The organism is Enterobacter sp. QK-SA4 (genome assembly GCF_056856775.1).
This window is the reverse complement of sequence record NZ_JBXFXH010000007.1, coordinates 1,138,390-1,154,669: the sequence shown is the minus strand read 5'-3', so window position 1 is coordinate 1,154,669 and position 16,280 is coordinate 1,138,390. Positions and strand designations below refer to the sequence as shown.

At 48.0% G+C, this 16,280-nt stretch carries 19 protein-coding genes and 1 other RNA gene; 14 read left to right on the top strand and 6 right to left on the bottom strand.

Going from position 1 to position 16,280, the window contains the following annotated elements; translation table 11 throughout:
* Positions 1-9: 9 nt before the first annotated feature.
* Positions 10-1,296, top strand: coding sequence for an HlyC/CorC family transporter (locus AC1VYI_RS07165; RefSeq protein WP_025759264.1), 1,287 nt, complete (start codon positions 10-12; stop codon positions 1,294-1,296).
* A 51-nt stretch (positions 1,297-1,347) separates the two neighbouring features.
* Here AC1VYI_RS07165 and grpE read toward each other — a convergent pair whose 3' ends face one another.
* Complete coding sequence (gene grpE, locus AC1VYI_RS07160; RefSeq protein WP_023308880.1) at positions 1,348-1,941, bottom strand: nucleotide exchange factor GrpE; 594 nt, start codon at positions 1,939-1,941, stop codon at positions 1,348-1,350.
* A gap of 122 nt (positions 1,942-2,063) precedes the next feature.
* Between grpE and nadK the strand changes: the two genes are divergently transcribed.
* From nadK to bamE, 3 genes are all read left to right on the top strand, one after another.
* Positions 2,064-2,942, top strand: a complete 879-nt coding sequence (gene nadK, locus AC1VYI_RS07155) for an NAD(+) kinase (protein ID WP_008502500.1) — start codon at positions 2,064-2,066, stop codon at positions 2,940-2,942.
* A gap of 85 nt (positions 2,943-3,027) precedes the next feature.
* Entirely contained in the window at positions 3,028-4,689 is a 1,662-nt protein-coding gene (recN, locus tag AC1VYI_RS07150; RefSeq protein ID WP_148660540.1) for a DNA repair protein RecN, read from the top strand.
* Positions 4,690-4,827: 138 nt separating this feature from the next.
* Positions 4,828-5,166: an outer membrane protein assembly factor BamE gene (gene bamE, locus AC1VYI_RS07145; protein ID WP_023308883.1), complete on the top strand. Its 339-nt coding sequence runs from the start codon at positions 4,828-4,830 to the stop codon at positions 5,164-5,166.
* Positions 5,167-5,268: 102 nt separating this feature from the next.
* On the opposite strand, the gene AC1VYI_RS07140 is transcribed toward bamE, so the two are convergent.
* Positions 5,269-5,556 carry an RnfH family protein gene (locus AC1VYI_RS07140; RefSeq protein ID WP_134867254.1) on the bottom strand — a complete coding sequence of 96 codons (288 nt, stop codon included), beginning with the start codon at positions 5,554-5,556 and terminating at the stop codon, positions 5,269-5,271.
* Positions 5,546-5,983 carry a type II toxin-antitoxin system RatA family toxin gene (locus tag AC1VYI_RS07135; RefSeq protein ID WP_024908332.1) on the bottom strand — a complete coding sequence of 146 codons (438 nt, stop codon included), beginning with the start codon at positions 5,981-5,983 and terminating at the stop codon, positions 5,546-5,548. Before AC1VYI_RS07135 ends, AC1VYI_RS07140 begins: the two co-directional genes overlap by 11 nt.
* Before the next feature lie 156 nt (positions 5,984-6,139).
* Here AC1VYI_RS07135 and smpB point away from each other — a divergent pair, with 156 nt between their 5' ends.
* The 3 genes from smpB (at position 6,140) to AC1VYI_RS07120 (ending at position 8,470) form a co-directional block, all read left to right on the top strand.
* Positions 6,140-6,622, top strand: a complete 483-nt coding sequence (gene smpB, locus AC1VYI_RS07130) for an SsrA-binding protein SmpB (RefSeq protein ID WP_008502505.1) — start codon at positions 6,140-6,142, stop codon at positions 6,620-6,622.
* 89 nt (positions 6,623-6,711) lie between these two features.
* Positions 6,712-7,075: a transfer-messenger RNA gene (gene ssrA, locus AC1VYI_RS07125) on the top strand.
* Positions 7,076-7,240: 165 nt separating this feature from the next.
* The gene (locus AC1VYI_RS07120; RefSeq protein ID WP_169737566.1) at positions 7,241-8,470 is read left to right on the top strand and encodes an integrase arm-type DNA-binding domain-containing protein; all 1,230 of its coding nucleotides are present in this window, start codon (positions 7,241-7,243) and stop codon (positions 8,468-8,470) included.
* A gap of 429 nt (positions 8,471-8,899) precedes the next feature.
* Here AC1VYI_RS07120 and AC1VYI_RS07115 read toward each other — a convergent pair whose 3' ends face one another.
* Both AC1VYI_RS07115 and AC1VYI_RS07110 read right to left on the bottom strand, forming a co-directional pair.
* Positions 8,900-9,094 (bottom strand): hypothetical protein, encoded by a 195-nt coding sequence (locus tag AC1VYI_RS07115; RefSeq protein ID WP_319003439.1) that lies wholly within the window; start codon positions 9,092-9,094, stop codon positions 8,900-8,902.
* Positions 9,076-10,056 (bottom strand): IS5-like element ISKpn26 family transposase, encoded by a 981-nt coding sequence (locus tag AC1VYI_RS07110; RefSeq protein ID WP_000019450.1) that lies wholly within the window; start codon positions 10,054-10,056, stop codon positions 9,076-9,078. The genes AC1VYI_RS07115 and AC1VYI_RS07110 overlap by 19 nt, the downstream gene beginning before the upstream one ends.
* Between AC1VYI_RS07110 and AC1VYI_RS07105 the strand changes: the two genes are divergently transcribed.
* The 7 genes from AC1VYI_RS07105 (at position 10,048) to AC1VYI_RS07075 (ending at position 15,046) form a co-directional block, all read left to right on the top strand.
* Entirely contained in the window at positions 10,048-10,620 is a 573-nt protein-coding gene (locus AC1VYI_RS07105; protein WP_148660539.1) for a hypothetical protein, read from the top strand. The two genes, AC1VYI_RS07110 and AC1VYI_RS07105, sit on opposite strands and share 9 nt — an antisense overlap.
* A gap of 356 nt (positions 10,621-10,976) precedes the next feature.
* Entirely contained in the window at positions 10,977-11,417 is a 441-nt protein-coding gene (locus AC1VYI_RS07100) for a hypothetical protein (protein WP_001044498.1), read from the top strand.
* 15 nt (positions 11,418-11,432) lie between these two features.
* The gene (locus AC1VYI_RS07095; RefSeq protein ID WP_134867253.1) at positions 11,433-12,377 is read left to right on the top strand and encodes an ankyrin repeat domain-containing protein; all 945 of its coding nucleotides are present in this window, start codon (positions 11,433-11,435) and stop codon (positions 12,375-12,377) included.
* Between the two features lie 177 nt (positions 12,378-12,554).
* Positions 12,555-12,959 (top strand): ATP-binding protein, encoded by a 405-nt coding sequence (locus AC1VYI_RS07090; protein ID WP_128321326.1) that lies wholly within the window; start codon positions 12,555-12,557, stop codon positions 12,957-12,959.
* Positions 12,956-14,149, top strand: a complete 1,194-nt coding sequence (locus AC1VYI_RS07085) for a relaxase/mobilization nuclease domain-containing protein (RefSeq protein ID WP_134867252.1) — start codon at positions 12,956-12,958, stop codon at positions 14,147-14,149. Before AC1VYI_RS07090 ends, AC1VYI_RS07085 begins: the two co-directional genes overlap by 4 nt.
* Positions 14,150-14,337: 188 nt before the next feature.
* Positions 14,338-14,610 (top strand): hypothetical protein, encoded by a 273-nt coding sequence (locus AC1VYI_RS07080; protein ID WP_045889457.1) that lies wholly within the window; start codon positions 14,338-14,340, stop codon positions 14,608-14,610.
* 49 nt (positions 14,611-14,659) lie between these two features.
* Positions 14,660-15,046, top strand: a complete 387-nt coding sequence (locus tag AC1VYI_RS07075; protein WP_045889458.1) for a hypothetical protein — start codon at positions 14,660-14,662, stop codon at positions 15,044-15,046.
* Between the two features lie 86 nt (positions 15,047-15,132).
* Here AC1VYI_RS07075 and AC1VYI_RS07070 read toward each other — a convergent pair.
* Positions 15,133-16,253 (bottom strand): IS3-like element ISSen4 family transposase gene (locus tag AC1VYI_RS07070; protein WP_087451024.1). Its coding sequence is split into 2 segments (ribosomal slippage): positions 15,133-15,995 and positions 15,995-16,253, totalling 1,122 coding nucleotides; the frame shifts between segments, so codons are not numbered across the junction.
* Between the last annotated feature and the right edge of the window lie 27 nt (positions 16,254-16,280).

The following is a 16,280-nucleotide window of genomic DNA, read 5'->3' as shown; positions in this document are numbered from 1 at the left end:
GAGTTCCCCCTGGAACACATCTCTACCACCACGCTGATCGTTATCCTGATCGTCATGGTGGTCATCTCCGCCTATTTCTCCGGCTCGGAAACCGGCATGATGACCCTAAACCGCTACCGGTTACGTCATCGTGCTAAACAGGGTAACCGTGCCGCGCGCCGCGTTGAAAAACTGCTCCGCAAGCCGGATCGCCTGATAAGCCTGGTGCTCATCGGCAACAACCTTGTCAACATTCTTGCCTCCGCCCTCGGCACTATCGTCGGAATGCGCCTGTACGGCAACGCCGGGGTGGCGATTGCCACCGGCGTGCTGACGTTCGTGGTGCTGGTATTTGCCGAAGTGCTGCCGAAAACCATCGCCGCGCTTTACCCGGAGAAGGTCGCCTACCCGAGCAGCTTCCTGCTGGCACCGCTGCAGATCCTGATGATGCCCCTGGTCTGGCTTCTGAACATGGTTACGCGCGTCCTGATGCGCATGGTGGGAATCAAAGCCGATGTCACCATCAGCAGCGCGCTCAGCAAAGAGGAGCTGCGCACCATCGTGAATGAATCCCGCTCGCAGATCTCCCGCCGCAATCAGGACATGCTCCTGTCGGTGCTGGATCTGGAAAAAGTGAGCGTGAACGACATCATGGTGCCGCGTAACGAAATCGTCGGTATCGACATCAACGACGACTGGAAAGCCATCGTCCGCCAGCTGACGCACTCCCCGCACGGGCGTATTGTGCTTTACCGCGACTCGCTGGATGACGCCATCAGCATGCTGCGCGTGCGCGAAGCCTACCGTCTGATGACCGAGAAAAAAGAGTTCACCAAAGAAGTGATGCTGCGCGCCGCCGACGAGATTTACTACGTGCCGGAAGGAACCCCGCTCAGCACGCAGCTGGTGAAATTCCAGCGCAACAAGAAGAAGGTCGGCCTGGTGGTCAATGAGTACGGCGACATTCAGGGGCTGGTGACGGTCGAAGATATTCTGGAAGAGATTGTCGGAGACTTTACCACGTCAATGTCGCCTTCCCTCGCGGAAGAGGTCACCCCGCAAAACGACGGCTCGGTGCTGATTGACGGTAGCGCGAACATTCGCGAACTCAACAAAGCCTTTAACTGGCATTTGCCGGAAGATGAGGCTCGTACGATCAACGGGATGATTCTGGAAGCGCTGGAAGAGATCCCGGCGGCGGGCACGCGGGTGCGGATTGAGCAGTATGATATTGATATCCTGGACGTGCAGGATAATATGATTAAGCAGGTGAAAGTCCTGCCCGTAAAACCCCTACGCGAAAGTATCGCTGAGTAAGGTTGTAGGCCGGGTAAGGCGAAACCGCCACCCGGCACTACGGATAGCGAATTACGCTTTCGCTTTCGCCACGGTCACCATCGCCGCGCGAATGGTTCGCCCGTTCAGGGTGTAACCTTTCTGCATCACGCCCAGCACTTTACCGGCTTCCACCTCTTCGGACTCCACCATCGCAATCGCCTGGTGAACGTTTGGATCCAGCGGGACGTCGGTGTCGGCAATCACTTCAACGCCAAACTTACGCACCACGTCGAGCATGGATTTCAGCGTCAGCTCGATACCTTCGATCATCGCCGCGTTGTCCGGATTCGCTTTATCAGCCACTTCCAGCGCGCGATCGAGGCTATCAATTACCGGCAGCAGTTCGTTGACGAATTTCTCCAGCGCAAATTTATGCGCCTTCTCAACGTCCTGCTCGGTACGGCGACGCAGGTTTTCCATTTCCGCCTTGATGCGCAGAACACCATCGCGTTCGCGATTCTGTGCTTCTACCAGCTGGGCTTCCAGATTCGCAATTTTTTCATCGCGCGGGTCCACCTGCTCAGCAGATGCGTCTGGCTCTACAGCCTCAACTTCATCATGCTGTTCCGTGATAATTTCTTCAGGGGCTTGCCCCTCAGGCGTTTTCTGTTCTTTACTACTCATGAATTTCTCCGCGTTTTTCTGCATTCATCTCGCTAACTTCGCTTATTATGGGGATCAGTTTCCGGGATTCAAGGGAACAAGACAGATTGTCATCATTCATCAGGCACAAGGACCTCCAGAAAATGAATAATCATTTCAGGTGTATTGGGATAGTCGGGCATCCGCGTCACCCTACCGCACTAACGACACATGAAATGTTGTATCGCTGGTTGTGTAGCAAAGGCTATGAAGTGATGGTCGAGCAGCAGATTGCGCAGGAGCTGCAGCTGAAGAGCGTCAAAACCGGCACGCTGGCGGAAATTGGCCAACAGGCCGATCTCGCCGTGGTGGTGGGCGGCGACGGCAACATGCTCGGCGCGGCCCGCACGCTGGCGCGTTATGACATTAAGGTCATCGGCATCAACCGTGGCAATCTCGGCTTTTTAACCGATCTCGACCCGGACAATGCGCAGCAGCAGCTGGCCGACGTGCTGGAAGGGCACTATATCAGCGAAAAACGCTTTTTACTGGAAGCGCAGGTGTGCCAGCAGGACTGCCAGAAGCGCATCAGCACCGCGATTAACGAGGTAGTTCTTCACCCCGGAAAAGTGGCGCACATGATTGAATTCGAAGTTTATATCGACGAAATCTTTGCCTTCTCCCAGCGTTCCGACGGGCTGATTATCTCCACTCCGACCGGCTCAACTGCCTACTCGCTTTCTGCCGGTGGCCCGATCCTGACGCCCTCGCTGGATGCCATTACCCTGGTGCCGATGTTCCCGCACACGCTCTCCGCCCGTCCGCTGGTCATCAACGGCGACAGCACGATACGTCTGCGCTTCTCGCACCGCCGTAATGACCTGGAGATCAGCTGCGACAGCCAGATAGCGCTACCGATCCAGGAAGGTGAAGATGTTCTCATTCGTCGGTGTGATTACCACCTTAATCTGATTCACCCGAAAGATTACAGCTATTTCAACACATTAAGCTCGAAGCTTGGCTGGTCAAAAAAATTGTTCTGATTTTGCATCCAGTACTTTACTGTATAAAAAACCAGTTTATACTGTATGAAAACACAGTTATGGTTTTTCATACAGGAAAACAATTATGCTGGCACAACTGACCATCAGCAACTTTGCCATTGTTCGTGAGCTTGAGATCGATTTCCACAGCGGCATGACGGCGATCACCGGGGAAACCGGTGCAGGTAAATCCATTGCCATTGATGCCCTCGGCTTGTGCCTTGGCGGCCGCGCAGAAGGCGACATGGTGCGCATGGGCGCAAACCGTGCCGATCTGTGCGCCCGCTTCTCCCTGAAAGACACCCCTGCAGCCCAGCGCTGGCTGGAGCAAAACCAGCTTGAAGATGGACGTGAGTGTTTACTTCGCCGCGTGATCAGCAGCGACGGGCGTTCACGTGGCTTTATCAACGGCACGGCGGTCCCGCTCTCCCAGCTTCGCGAACTCGGCCAGCTGCTTATCCAGATCCACGGTCAGCACGCGTATCAGCAACTCGTCAAACCTGAACAGCAGAAAGCGCTGCTCGATGGCTACGCGGGTGAGTACGCGCTTACTCAGCTTATGGCGGAACACTATCGCCAGTGGCATCAGAGCTGCCGTGAACTTGCCCAGCACCAGCAGCAAAGCCAGGAGCGCGCCGCACGTGCGGAGCTGCTGGCGTACCAGCTTAAAGAGCTGAACGAATTCAACCCGCAGCCGGGTGAGTTTGAGCAAATAGACGAAGAGTACAAACGTCTGGCGAACAGCGGCCACCTGCTCTCAACCAGCCAGAATGCGCTCAACCTGCTGGCGGATGGCGAAGACGTGAACCTGCAGAGCCAGCTGTATAACGTCCGCCAGCTCATTACCGAACTGGTCGGCATGGACAGCAAGCTTTCAGGCGTCCTGGATATGCTGGAAGAAGCGGCGATTCAGATCTCCGAAGCCAGTGACGAACTGCGCCACTACTGTGAACGTCTGGATCTCGATCCGAACCGTCTGTTTGAGCTGGAGCAGCGCATTTCCCGTCAAATTTCACTGGCGCGCAAGCACCACGTCACGCCGGAAGAGCTGCCAGAATTCTATCAGTCTCTGCTGGAAGAACAGCAGCAGCTTGACGATCAGGCTGACTCGCAGGAGACCCTCTCTCTCGCGGTGAACCTGCATCATGAACAGGCGCTGGCGACAGCGCAAAAATTGCATGAAATCCGTCAGCATTACGCTCAGGAGCTAAGCCAGCACATCACCGACAGCATGCACACGCTGGCGATGCCGCACGGTATCTTCACCATCGATATTCGCTTTGAAGAGAACCACCTGACGGCAGAAGGTGCGGACCGCATCGAGTTCCGCGTCACTACCAACCCGGGGCAGCCGCTGCAGGCTATCTCCAAAGTGGCATCCGGCGGTGAACTGTCGCGTATTGCACTGGCGATTCAGGTGATTACCGCGCGTAAAATGGAAACCCCGGCGCTGATTTTCGATGAAGTGGATGTCGGCATCAGCGGCCCAACGGCGGCAGTAGTGGGCAAACTGCTGCGCCAGCTAGGTGAATCAACGCAGGTGATGTGTGTCACCCACCTGCCGCAGGTCGCGGGCTGTGGTCATCATCACTTTATCGTCAGCAAAGAAACCGACGGAGAAATGACCGAAACGCATATGAAGCCGCTGGATAAACGCGCGCGTCTGCAGGAGCTGGCACGCCTGCTCGGCGGCAGCGAAGTCACCCGTAACACGCTCGCAAACGCGAAAGAACTGCTGGCAGCATAAACTTTTTCGGGATCTCAGGGTCATACAGAACAACAAAAACGCCGCCAGACCGGTTTCAAAGTGGGGCAAGGTCTATTATCATCGGCATATTACATATGAGCCGCGTTCTGCTCGGGCCCGAAAAGGAATCAAATCACTATGCGTTGTAAAATGCTGACCGCTGCCGCAGCGGTTCTTCTGATGTTGACCGCAGGCTGTTCCACTCTGGAGAAAGTGGTTTACCGTCCTGACATCAACCAGGGGAACTACCTTACCCCTAACGATGTGTCCAAAATCCGTGTGGGGATGACACAACAGCAGGTCGCTTATACACTGGGAACCCCGATGATGTCCGATCCGTTCGGCACTAACACCTGGTTCTATGTATTCCGTCAGAAGCCGGGCCACGAAGATGCGACCCAGCAGACCCTGACGCTGACCTTCAGCAGCGCCGGTGTGTTGACCAACATCGACAACAAGCCTGCCCTGACCAAGTAATCAGAAGTCAGAAATGCAAAAAGGTGCTCATTGAGCACCTTTTTGTTTTTCTTTTATCCCCTCGCCCCTGCAGGGAGAGGGTCAGGGTGAGGGGAAAACACGCTACTTAGCCGCTTTCTCCGCACGCTGACGACGCAGCTCTTTCGGGTCGGCAATCAGCGGACGATAAATCTCCACTCGGTCGCCCTCTTTCAGCACATCACCCAGCTTCACCGGACGGCTATAAATCCCGACCTTATTTTTCGCCAGGTCAATATCGCTGCGAAGTTCGAGGATGCCGGACGCGCGGATAGCCGCCTCAACGGTTGCCCCCTCTTCCAGCGTCACGCGCTGCAGATACTGCTTCTCCGGCAGCGCGTAGACCACTTCTACAGCAATCTTATGCGACACTGTAAACCTCTTTGGCGCGGGTGGTGAACGCCTGAACCATATTGGACGCCAGCTCTTTAAAGATGCGGCCAAACGCCAGCTCAATCAGCTTATTGGTAAATTCAAAGTCCAGCTGGAACTCGATGCGACAGGCGTCAGCGCTCAGCGGCGTAAACTTCCAGCCCCCCATCAGGGTTTTAAACGGACCATCCACCAGATGCATCAAAATACTCTGATTGCTGGTCAGCGTATTACGGGTGGTGAACGTCTTGCTGATCCCCGCTTTGGAGACATCCACCGCCGCGGTCATCTGCGTCGGGCCGGACTCCAGAACGCGGCTCCCGGTGCATCCCGGAATAAATTCTGGATAGGACTGAACATCGTTCACTAACTGATACATTTGTTCCGCGCTGTAAGGCACGAGCGCAGTACGGCTAATCTGAGGCATAGCATTTCCCATGGTCACACAACGGACAAATAATAACATTTATCACCTGTTAAAAAAACGCTAAGCCTCATCTCGTGCTAAGATAGCGCGTTAGACCTCACAGGACGCAATGAGGTGACTTTTTGAAATCAGATTACCGACGGCTTTACGACACTTATGACGAAGAAAAAAGCACATAAACCAGGCTCGGCGACCATTGCGCTCAACAAGCGTGCTCGCCACGAGTATTTCATTGAAGAAGAATTCGAAGCTGGCCTTGCGTTGCAGGGCTGGGAAGTAAAATCGCTGCGCGCCGGGAAAGCCAACATCGGCGATAGCTACGTGATCCTGAAAGATGGCGAAGCCTTCCTGTTCGGCGCGAACTTTACGCCGCTTACCGTCGCCTCCTCACACTACGTGTGTGACCCAACGCGCACCCGCAAGCTGCTGCTGAACAAGCGTGAGCTGGAATCCCTCTACGGACGCATCAACCGTGAAGGTTTCACCGTGGTAGCCCTGTCGCTGTACTGGAAAAACGCATGGTGCAAAGTGAAAGTTGGCGTCGCGAAAGGTAAAAAACAGCACGACAAACGTACTGACCTGAAAGAGCGCGAGTGGCAGCTTGATAAAGCGCGCATTATGAAAAACGCAGGACGTTGATTCTGCACACTTATTGTACTATTCAATAAGTTAGCGTTCCGGGCTGGTATCCAGGAAGTGAAATCTGGTATACTTAGTTCAACACTATTGGGGCTGATTCTGGATTCGACGGGATTTGCGAAACCCAAGGTGCATGCCGAGGGGCGGTTTGCCTCGTTAAAAGCCGCAAAAAAATAGTCGCAAACGACGAAAACTACGCTTTAGCAGCTTAATAACCTGCTCTGAGCCCTCTCTCCCTAGCTTCCGCTCTTAAGACGGGGATCAAAGAGAGGTCAAACCCAAAAGAGATCGCGTGGAAGCCCTGCCTGGGGTTGAAGCGTTAAAACTAATCAGGCTAGTTCGTTAGTGGCGTGTCTGTCCGCAGCTGGCGTGCGAATGTAAAGACAAACTAAGCATGTAGTACCGAGGATGTAGAAATTTCGGACGCGGGTTCAACTCCCGCCAGCTCCACCAAATATTGATGTACCGAAGTTCAGTAAAGTCTACTAAGCCCGCACAGCACAAGCTCTGCGGGCTTTTTTACGTCCATTGTCGTCTAGTGAGAATTGCTGAGAACCACGAGTTATGGCACCCTAAATGGGACCCAAGACAAAGGGTCCAAAAATCGAGGGTCCCAAAATGGCAAAGATCGCGAAGAAACTCACCGACACTGAAATCAAAAACACCAAGCCAGCAGACAAAGAAATCAACTTGTTTGACGGGGATGGCTTGATTCTACGAATCTCTCCCCTCTCAACAGGTGGGAAAAAGAATTGGTATTTCAGGTATTCAGTGCCAGTGAGCAAGAAAAGAACCAAGATGAGCCTTGGGACCTACCCTCACCTTACCCTGGCAAGAGCAAGAGCCTTACGTGATGAATACCTCTCCTTGCTTGCGAATGGCACGGACCCTCAAGTCCATAACAACGATAAAGCTAATGCATTAAAGAATGCCACAGAACACACATTACAAGCCGTGGCGAGAAAATGGTTGGATGAGAAGGTAAAGACCTCTGGCATCTCACAAGACCATGCAGAAGACATCTGGCGGAGCCTTGAACGAAATATTTTCCCCGGTCTGGGTAATGTGCCAATCAATGAGATCCGTCCCAAGCTCTTAAAACAGCATCTTGATCCAATTGAACAACGGGGAGTACTGGAAACTTTGCGGCGGCTAATTTCCAGGTTGAATGAAATCTTCCGTTGGGCGGCTACAGAAGAGCTGATTGAATTTAACCCCGCAGATAATCTAGGCCAACGTTTCAGTAAGCCTAAAAAACAGAATATGCCTGCCTTACCCCCCTCTGAACTCCCTCGTTTTCTGGCAGCACTGAACAATGCTTCTGTCCGTTTAGAAACAAGACTACTGATTGAATGGCAACTTCTCACATGGGTTCGCCCTGGTGAAGCTGTCCGCGCAAGATGGTCTGATATAGATATGGATAACAGCATGTGGAACATCCCAGCTGAATTTATGAAGATGAAAAAACCTCATAAGGTCCCATTAAGCAAAGAATCTCTTCGGATACTCAAGTCTATGGAATCAATCAGTGGGCACCGCGAGTGGGTATTTCCCAGCATAAAGGCTCCCTTAAATCATATGCATGAACAAACAGCCAATGCAGCAATTATCCGTATGGGCTTGGGAGGTGAACTTGTTGCCCACGGGATGCGATCTATTGCAAGAACGGCAGCGGAAGAGTCAGGTAAGTTCAGGACAGATGCCCTTGAAGCGGCCCTTGCCCACTCAAAAAAAGACGAAATTATCGCTGCATATAATCGTGCGGAATATATTACCGAACGAGTAGCTCTCATGCAGTGGTGGGGAGATTATGTCCTGGCGCAACAGCTTAAAATTTTTGCTGCTTAAAGGGACGAAAGGCTACTAATCAGTAGCCTTTCCAGTATCCCCATACATGGGGCAAATAACAAACTGTACATAGTACAGGATACATATCAGCAAAAACACTTGATGACATACATTATTAATAAATCATTTTTAAATAATGTCAACGTCTGTGATGTGATTTATTTCTATAATTAATGTTAGATCTGGCAATGCCATTATACTTTTAAAAAAAATAAAATCCATACTATTCCCCCGTTACTTATAATCAAATGAAAATATAACTCATCGTAATCCTGTCAAATAAAATTTATTTTTCACTTACAAATAATTAGCCTTTAAAAAAATAACTAATACAAACTCAATACACGATAATAATTTCACACCTACATATTTACCATTCACTGTTATAGCCCATTATAATCTTGAGCTGAAGAAATGTATTACCGGGTTTCACTTGCACAATCGAAGATGTATATTAGGGAAGGTGCGAATAAGCAGGTCATTTCTTCCCAAGCTGACTCGCTGATTAAAATTTCGCGGATCTGGGCCGATTTTTTTCCCGCAAACACATCGAATCAGCCTATTTAGGCTATTTTTTCCACCATTTCTGGCGTTATTTCCGGTTTTTACTGAGATCTCTCCCACTGACGTATCATTTGGTCCACCCGAAACAGGTTGGCCAGGGTGAATAACATCGCCAGTTGGTTATCGTTTTTCAGCAGCCCCTTGTATCTGGCTTTCACGAAGCCGAACTGCCGCTTGATGATGCGAAACGGGTGCTCCACCCTGGCACGGATGCTGGCTTTCATGTATTCGATGTTGATGGCCGTTTTGTTCTTGCGCGGATGCTGCTTCAAGGTTTTTACCCTGCCGGGACGCTCGGCGATCAGCCAGTCCACATCCACCTCGGCCAGCTCCTCGCGCTGTGGCGCTCCTTGGTAGCCGGCATCGGCTGAGACAAATTGCTCCTCTCCATGAAGCAGATTACCCAGCTGATTGAGGTCATGCTCGTTGGCCGCGGTGGTGACCAGGCTGTGGGTCAGGCCACTCTTGGCATCGACACCAATGTGGGCCTTCATGCCAAAGTGCCACTGATTGCCTTTCTTGGTCTGATGCATCTCCGGATCGCGTTGCTGCTCTTTGTTCTTGGTCGAGCTGGGTGCCTCAATGATGGTGGCATCCACCAAAGTGCCTTGGGTCATCATGACGCCTGCTTCGGCCAGCCAGCGATTGATGGTCTTGAACAATTGACGGGCCAGTTGATGCTGCTCGAGCAGGTGGCGGAAATTCATGATGGTGGTGCGATCCGGCAGGGCGCTATCCAGGGATAATCGGGCAAACAGGCGCATGGAGGCGATTTCGTACAGGGCATCTTCCATGGCACCGTCGCTCAGGTTGTACCAATGCTGCATGCAGTGAATACGCAGCATGGTCTCCAGCGGATAGGGCCGTCGGCCATTGCCCGCCTTGGGATAAAACGGCTCGATGACAGCGGTCATATTCTGCCATGGCAGAATCTGCTCCATGCGGGAGAGGAAAATCTCTTTTCGGGTCTGACGGCGCTTAGTGCTGAATTCACTATCGGCGAAGGTGAGTTGATGGCTCATGATGTCCCTCTGGGATGCGCTCCGGATGAATATGATGATCTCATATCAGGAACTTGTTCGCACCTTCCCTGGCAGTCAGAAAACCACAGCATAGCTGGTAAATATACTCACTGGGAATCTAAAAACGATAACTACATTCGTTTTCTTATCCGTAATATTCATCTTAAAGACAGTTCAAAAATTGTATTCACGAACATTACATTTAAAACAATTGAGCTCTTGTCGTTACTTATAAAGCAAAAAAATGAATTTGAGATAAGTGATAAGTGCATTATCACACCAACAAATGCCAACGTTAAAAAATTAATTTTACAACTAAAGAAACTGACAGACATTAGTCATGTTTGGTTTTACATAAACAGTACATATCTACTGACTCACTATGCAGGAAGACTGCTAATTAAATGGTTAATATGTCATGATATAAAAGTTGATATAGAATCACTAAAAGAACGCTACTTCTATGAAGAAATCCTCCAGGAAAAATCACAGAGAGAGCAAAAGGTTTTACGAACAACGCTTCAACCAGTTACCTGTAAAGCAATTACAAAAAAAAGATTATGAATTGAATCTGCCTGAACACTCTCCCCTTGGCTTTAACCTTTAGTTAGATAGCCAAGGGGCGCTAACATCATTAATTTAATACAAAGCCCCACATTGCACCTTAGCACTTTGATAAATTTATTTTTTAAAACACCCTCATCGCCAATTCATACAATATCAATCACTACTCTCAAACCAAATCAATCAAATAAAACACAGCACTTTTTGATAAAAATAATATAACAATGAAAAACAACACCTTATATGAAATATAATAAAAATATATCTATTTAATTAAATAAATATAAAAATATATTTGCATTTTGTTTATTTAATAATATATATTTCCTTTGTTAATTAAATAAAGGAGAGCTAAAATGAATAAAACAAACTATCCAAGCCTGACTAACTATCTCGCCAAAACAAAAAAGAACGCAGATCTTTATAGATTATATAATCCACAATTTTCTTTTTTCTGCAAAAGTGACACTCAGGAGCAAAGATTTTATTTCGATTATTTCTCAAGACATATGGTCTCGAAGAGAAATATTTTAACCGTATTCTCTATCTATACATTCACCTCTTATAACATGAACAAAAAAGAGACAATAAAAAATTTCATTCGATTTCTCAAAACGACGAATGAAAGTACATTCCATAATGCTTTTTCATTTCGCGGTGGTAACATTTTGTATGTAAGCAACAAAAACATGTTGAAAGAGATCTCATGGTTTTCACTCGCTCGAATTTACGAAGACATTAAAAAAATAAAGGAATATAAAACCAACCATGACAACTATATCAGATTAGTCGCTTAACAGAGGAGAAAAATTATGAATAACAACGCAATAAATGCATTACTCTCTTGTAAAACTCCAAAAGACATTCAGGTTTGCATTAATGCAGGCTCCGATATTAATACACTGGATTCGTTTGGAAGAAATATACTGTTTTACTGTAAAAACCCAAGAATGATTGACACTCTGGTTAAAGCAGGAATAGATTTTAACCATGCTGACAACTATGGTCACAATGTTTTGTTTAACCAGCGAAATCCTCACATACTGAAAAAATTGATTGATTCCGGCGTAGATATACACCACAAAAATGGTCTAGGCCAAACCTGTTTATGCTCGTTAGCTGATAATATATCCTGTTGCAAAACCCTGATCAATGCTGGAATTAATGTCAACAATGTGGATAAATGCGGAAGAACAATACTTTTTTACGTAAAAAATCACTCTATCTTTGATTTGATGGTACAGGCCGGTTGCGATATAAACCACAGAGATAACCAGGGTCACGGTATTTTTGAAATTTGCTATTCATTAGGCGATTTCAAAGCCAAAATGCTCATTCGTCATATTAGTATGAAGGATAGCAGTCCAGTAATTTTCAACTACCTCAACAGCGAAAGTCTGCAGATAATGGATTTGCTTCAGAAGAAAAACCTTAACTTTACTATCTCTGATAACTGCCAGGTTTATCTAAGTGCCAATGAAAATGAAATGAGCTCTTTCTTCAGTGAACTAAAGAAGAAGACAGATATCAGCAACACACATTTTCGCCATATTGTACTGCGAGGTTATGATTTACGCGGGGACATTGAAACCATTAAATGGTTTATCCGCAATGATATCAAAATAGATAAAAAACAACTGGAACAGCATATTCGACATGATGAGATTTGTAAATATATAGCAGAACATGAGAGAAATAAACTTAGCGAAATTATGAAACAAACAATCTCTTTAATGCCAGTAAAACGTAGATTGTAACCTCCGCCCCTCCTCACTGTCATAATGAATTTAATATGAACCCTATTATTACCCAGAGCAGATTACCTAATTAGCAATCTGCTCCACCTCTCTTATTTATAAATTTCGACACTGCCTTGACTTATTTTACCAATGCGCTAACTGTAGATCATGAACACATTTTAAAAAAGGTTAGATATGCATAAAAATGAAAGTAAAGAAGATCTATCAAGAAGCTCAAGAAGAGGTAAATTCCATACAGCAAAATATTCACCTAATGAAGTTAGAACTCACTGCGTCAGCGTTCGGTTAAACGAAGAAGAATTATCTATTCTCGATAGTAAAAGAGGCCCTTATAAAAAAGGGGAATGGCTAAGAATGGCATCCCTCAACAAACTCCCACCGGTATTACCTGAAATCAATCGTGAAGCATGGATTAAACTCGGCAACCTTTCACAGGATTTAAACCGCCTGCTGAATCATCTCGACAGCAAAAGCCCTGACAGCGAACTGACCCATACAGAACTCTTCGCCCTGCGCAGACAAATCAAAACTCTCAGGGATCACCTTATTCCATCAACCTTTCTGGATCCAACTCAATGAAAGGTATGCAGAAAATAAAGCGGGGTAAACAGTTCGCAGGTGTGGTTCTCTATAGCCTTAAGTCAGGATCTCACCACAAAATCACGCCTTATATTATCGGTGGTAATATGGCCGGAAGTTCGGTGGCTGCGCTTATCAGTGAGTTTGAAAGTTCTAAACAATTGCGTCCCGATGTCGCTAAACCTGTCTGGCATAATTCACTTCGCCTGCCAAGGGGAGAAACACTGTCAGCCAGACAGTGGGCGGCATTCGCCGACGATTATATGACCCGGATGGGGTTCACTGAAACGCACCTTCGCTGTTATATCCTTCACGACGATACCAACGGGCAGCATATCCATATCATTGCGAGTCGCATTAACATGGTCGGTGGAAAACTGTACCTGGGGAAAAATGAAAATCTCATCAGCACCCGCATTATCAGCGAGCTGGAGCGAATACACGGACTCACTGAAACAACACCTGCAATCAGTAGTCGCCCTCAGGCTAAAAGAAAACCCTCACGCAATGAGCTGATGATGGCAGAGCGAACAGCAGCTCCCTGCCCTAAGTCTCAGTTGCAGACCCTGATTGATAATGTCTTAACGCATCGTCCCGATTTACTGACTTTTATCGACATGCTGGAACGGAAAGGTGTGACCTGTAAACCCAATATCGCGTCGACGGGAAAAATGAATGGATTTTCATTTCAGTACCAGGGCATTGCCTTTAAAGCGTCTCAGCTTGGAAAAAAGTATGGCTGGTCTTCTCTGCAAACACAGATTGATTTTACACCAGAGCACCTGGCTTTACTGAAAAAAGAGCAACAGCAGACTGTGCCAGTACCAGTACCATCATGCGAGTCTGAAGAACAGGCTGCAAACCGGGAAACGATTCTGGAGAAAATCCTTCAGCTTGAAGAAAAAATTCGTCTGGAACGACAACAGGAAACAGTGAGTGTCATTCAACTCAGGAGCAAACTGCACAATACAGCTCGTCAGATACCCCGCCAGCGTCGTCTGTATTCGTGGCTAGTATTTCTCGGCCATATTGTGGCACTTCTCAGGCGCAGGGGCATGTCTCTGTTACATGCCACTGCACATCCTTTCCACCAAATCCTGCACCTGCATCTTCTGATACCCTGCCATTCCATGACAACAAATCCCGCTAAAGAACAATTAGTTACAAACAACCACCATCCTGCACCCTAAGTTTACTAGTCTATACTTTAGTAATAGTCAACAAAATATTGATCGTTTATATAGATCAATAATCTAGTTATGATAGTTATAACCTATTAACAGAGATCCATCGATCGGTACAAGCAATTTTACTAAAGCGGATCATTCATCGAAAATGTTCAAAAATACATCACCTTAAATCAGGCCACGGAGTCATGATGGATAATAAAACGATTAGCTGCCCCTTCTGCTTTACACAAAGCCCGCACGGCGTGCAGATTTGCAAAGGCTGCCATGCAAAAGTGGCCTATGGTGAAAGTCCGCTCAGTGTGGCATTCCTGTTTCAATTCGTGGCATTCGGTCTCGCCTGGTTAGTATTTTCATTGACTGGCAGCACTCCTGTCTCAGTCATTACGTTTTTTGCCAGCATCATTATTCTTATCTGCATTATTAAAAAGAAATATGCAGACAGAGTTGTTTTTATACGGTGATATTAATTTCATACCACTGCAAACATAAAAAATTAATATGAGAGAACTTATGAACAGATTCATGATTTCTGTGTTTTTTATTTCTGCTTTACTTATTTCTGGCTGTTCAACATCAGGCAACCAGCATCTAAAAAAAGAAACATCACAAAGTCTGCAGTCGAAAATTATCAAAAATAAAACGACGAAATCAGAAATCATTACCGCATTAGGTGAGCCCGAAACCAAAACTACACTTGATAGTGGCAATGAAGAATGGACTTATTCAATGGATAACAATCAGTTTGATGCCACCACATTCATTCCAGTGGTCGGGTTGCTGACAGGCGGTTCACAGACGCAGGCCAAAACGCTGGAAATCGAATTTAAAGGCGAAACGGTCAGCAAGTGGACGTTCTCTGAAAATAAAAGCAGGATGAATACGGGTCTGATTCAATAACTCACCTTATAGCCAGGAATCTATTTATGAAAACCTATGCCGTTATCACACTCGTTATGACCTGCCCCCACGATTAGATACAACACTCAGTTAGTAACGTCGGAATCTTCATTCTCAGAATGACCCTTTCTCCAGCCCGCTGCAAATTCAGACGGTGTCTGATAATTCAGCGTGGAGTGCGGGCGGCATTCGTTATAATCCTGCCGCCAGTCATTAATAATTTTCCTGGCATGAACGATATCGCTGAACCAGTGCTCATTCAAACATTCATCGCGAAATCGTCCGTTAAAGCTCTCAATAAATCCGTTCTGCGTTGGCTTGCCCGGCTGGATTAAGCGCAACTCAACACCATGCTCAAAGGCCCATTGATCCAGTGCACGGCAAGTGAACTCCGGCCCCTGGTCAGTTCTTATCGTCGCCGGATAGCCTCGAAACAGTGCAATGCTGTCCAGAATACGCGTGACCTGAACGCCTGAAATCCCAAAGGCAACAGTGACCGTCAGGCATTCCTTTGTGAAATCATCGACGCAGGTAAGACACTTGATCCTGCGACCGGTGGAAAGTGCGTCCATGACGAAATCCATCGACCAGGTCAGATTGGGCGCCGCCGGACGGAGCAGCGGCAGACGTTCTGTTGCCAGCCCTTTACGACGTCTTCTGCGTTTTACGCCCAGGCCACTGAGGTGATAAAGCCGGTACACGCGCTTATGATTAACATGAAGCCCTTCACGGCGCAGCAACTGCCAAATACGACGGTAGCCAAAACGCCTGCGCTCCAGTGCCAGCTCAGTAATGCGCCCTGATAAATGCGCATCAGCAGCCGGACGGTGAGCCTCATAGCGGCAAGTCGACAGGGATAAACCTGTAAGCCTGCAGGCACGACGTTGCGACAGACCGGTCGCATCACACATCAACATCACGGCTTCCCGCTTCTGGTCTGTCGTCAGTACTTTCGCCCAAGAGCCACCTGAAGCGCCTCTTTATCCAGCATGGCTTCGGCAAGCAGCTTCTTGAGTCTGGCGTTCTCTTCCTCAAGCGACTTCAGGCGCTTAACTTCAGGCACCTCCATACCGCCATACTTCTTACGCCAGGTGTAAAACGTGGCATCGGAAATGGCATGCTTGCGGCAGAGTTCACGGGCGGGTACCCCAGCTTCGGCTTCGCGGAGAATACTGATGATCTGTTCGTCGGAAAAACGCTTCTTCATGGGGATGTCCTCATGTGGCTTATGAAG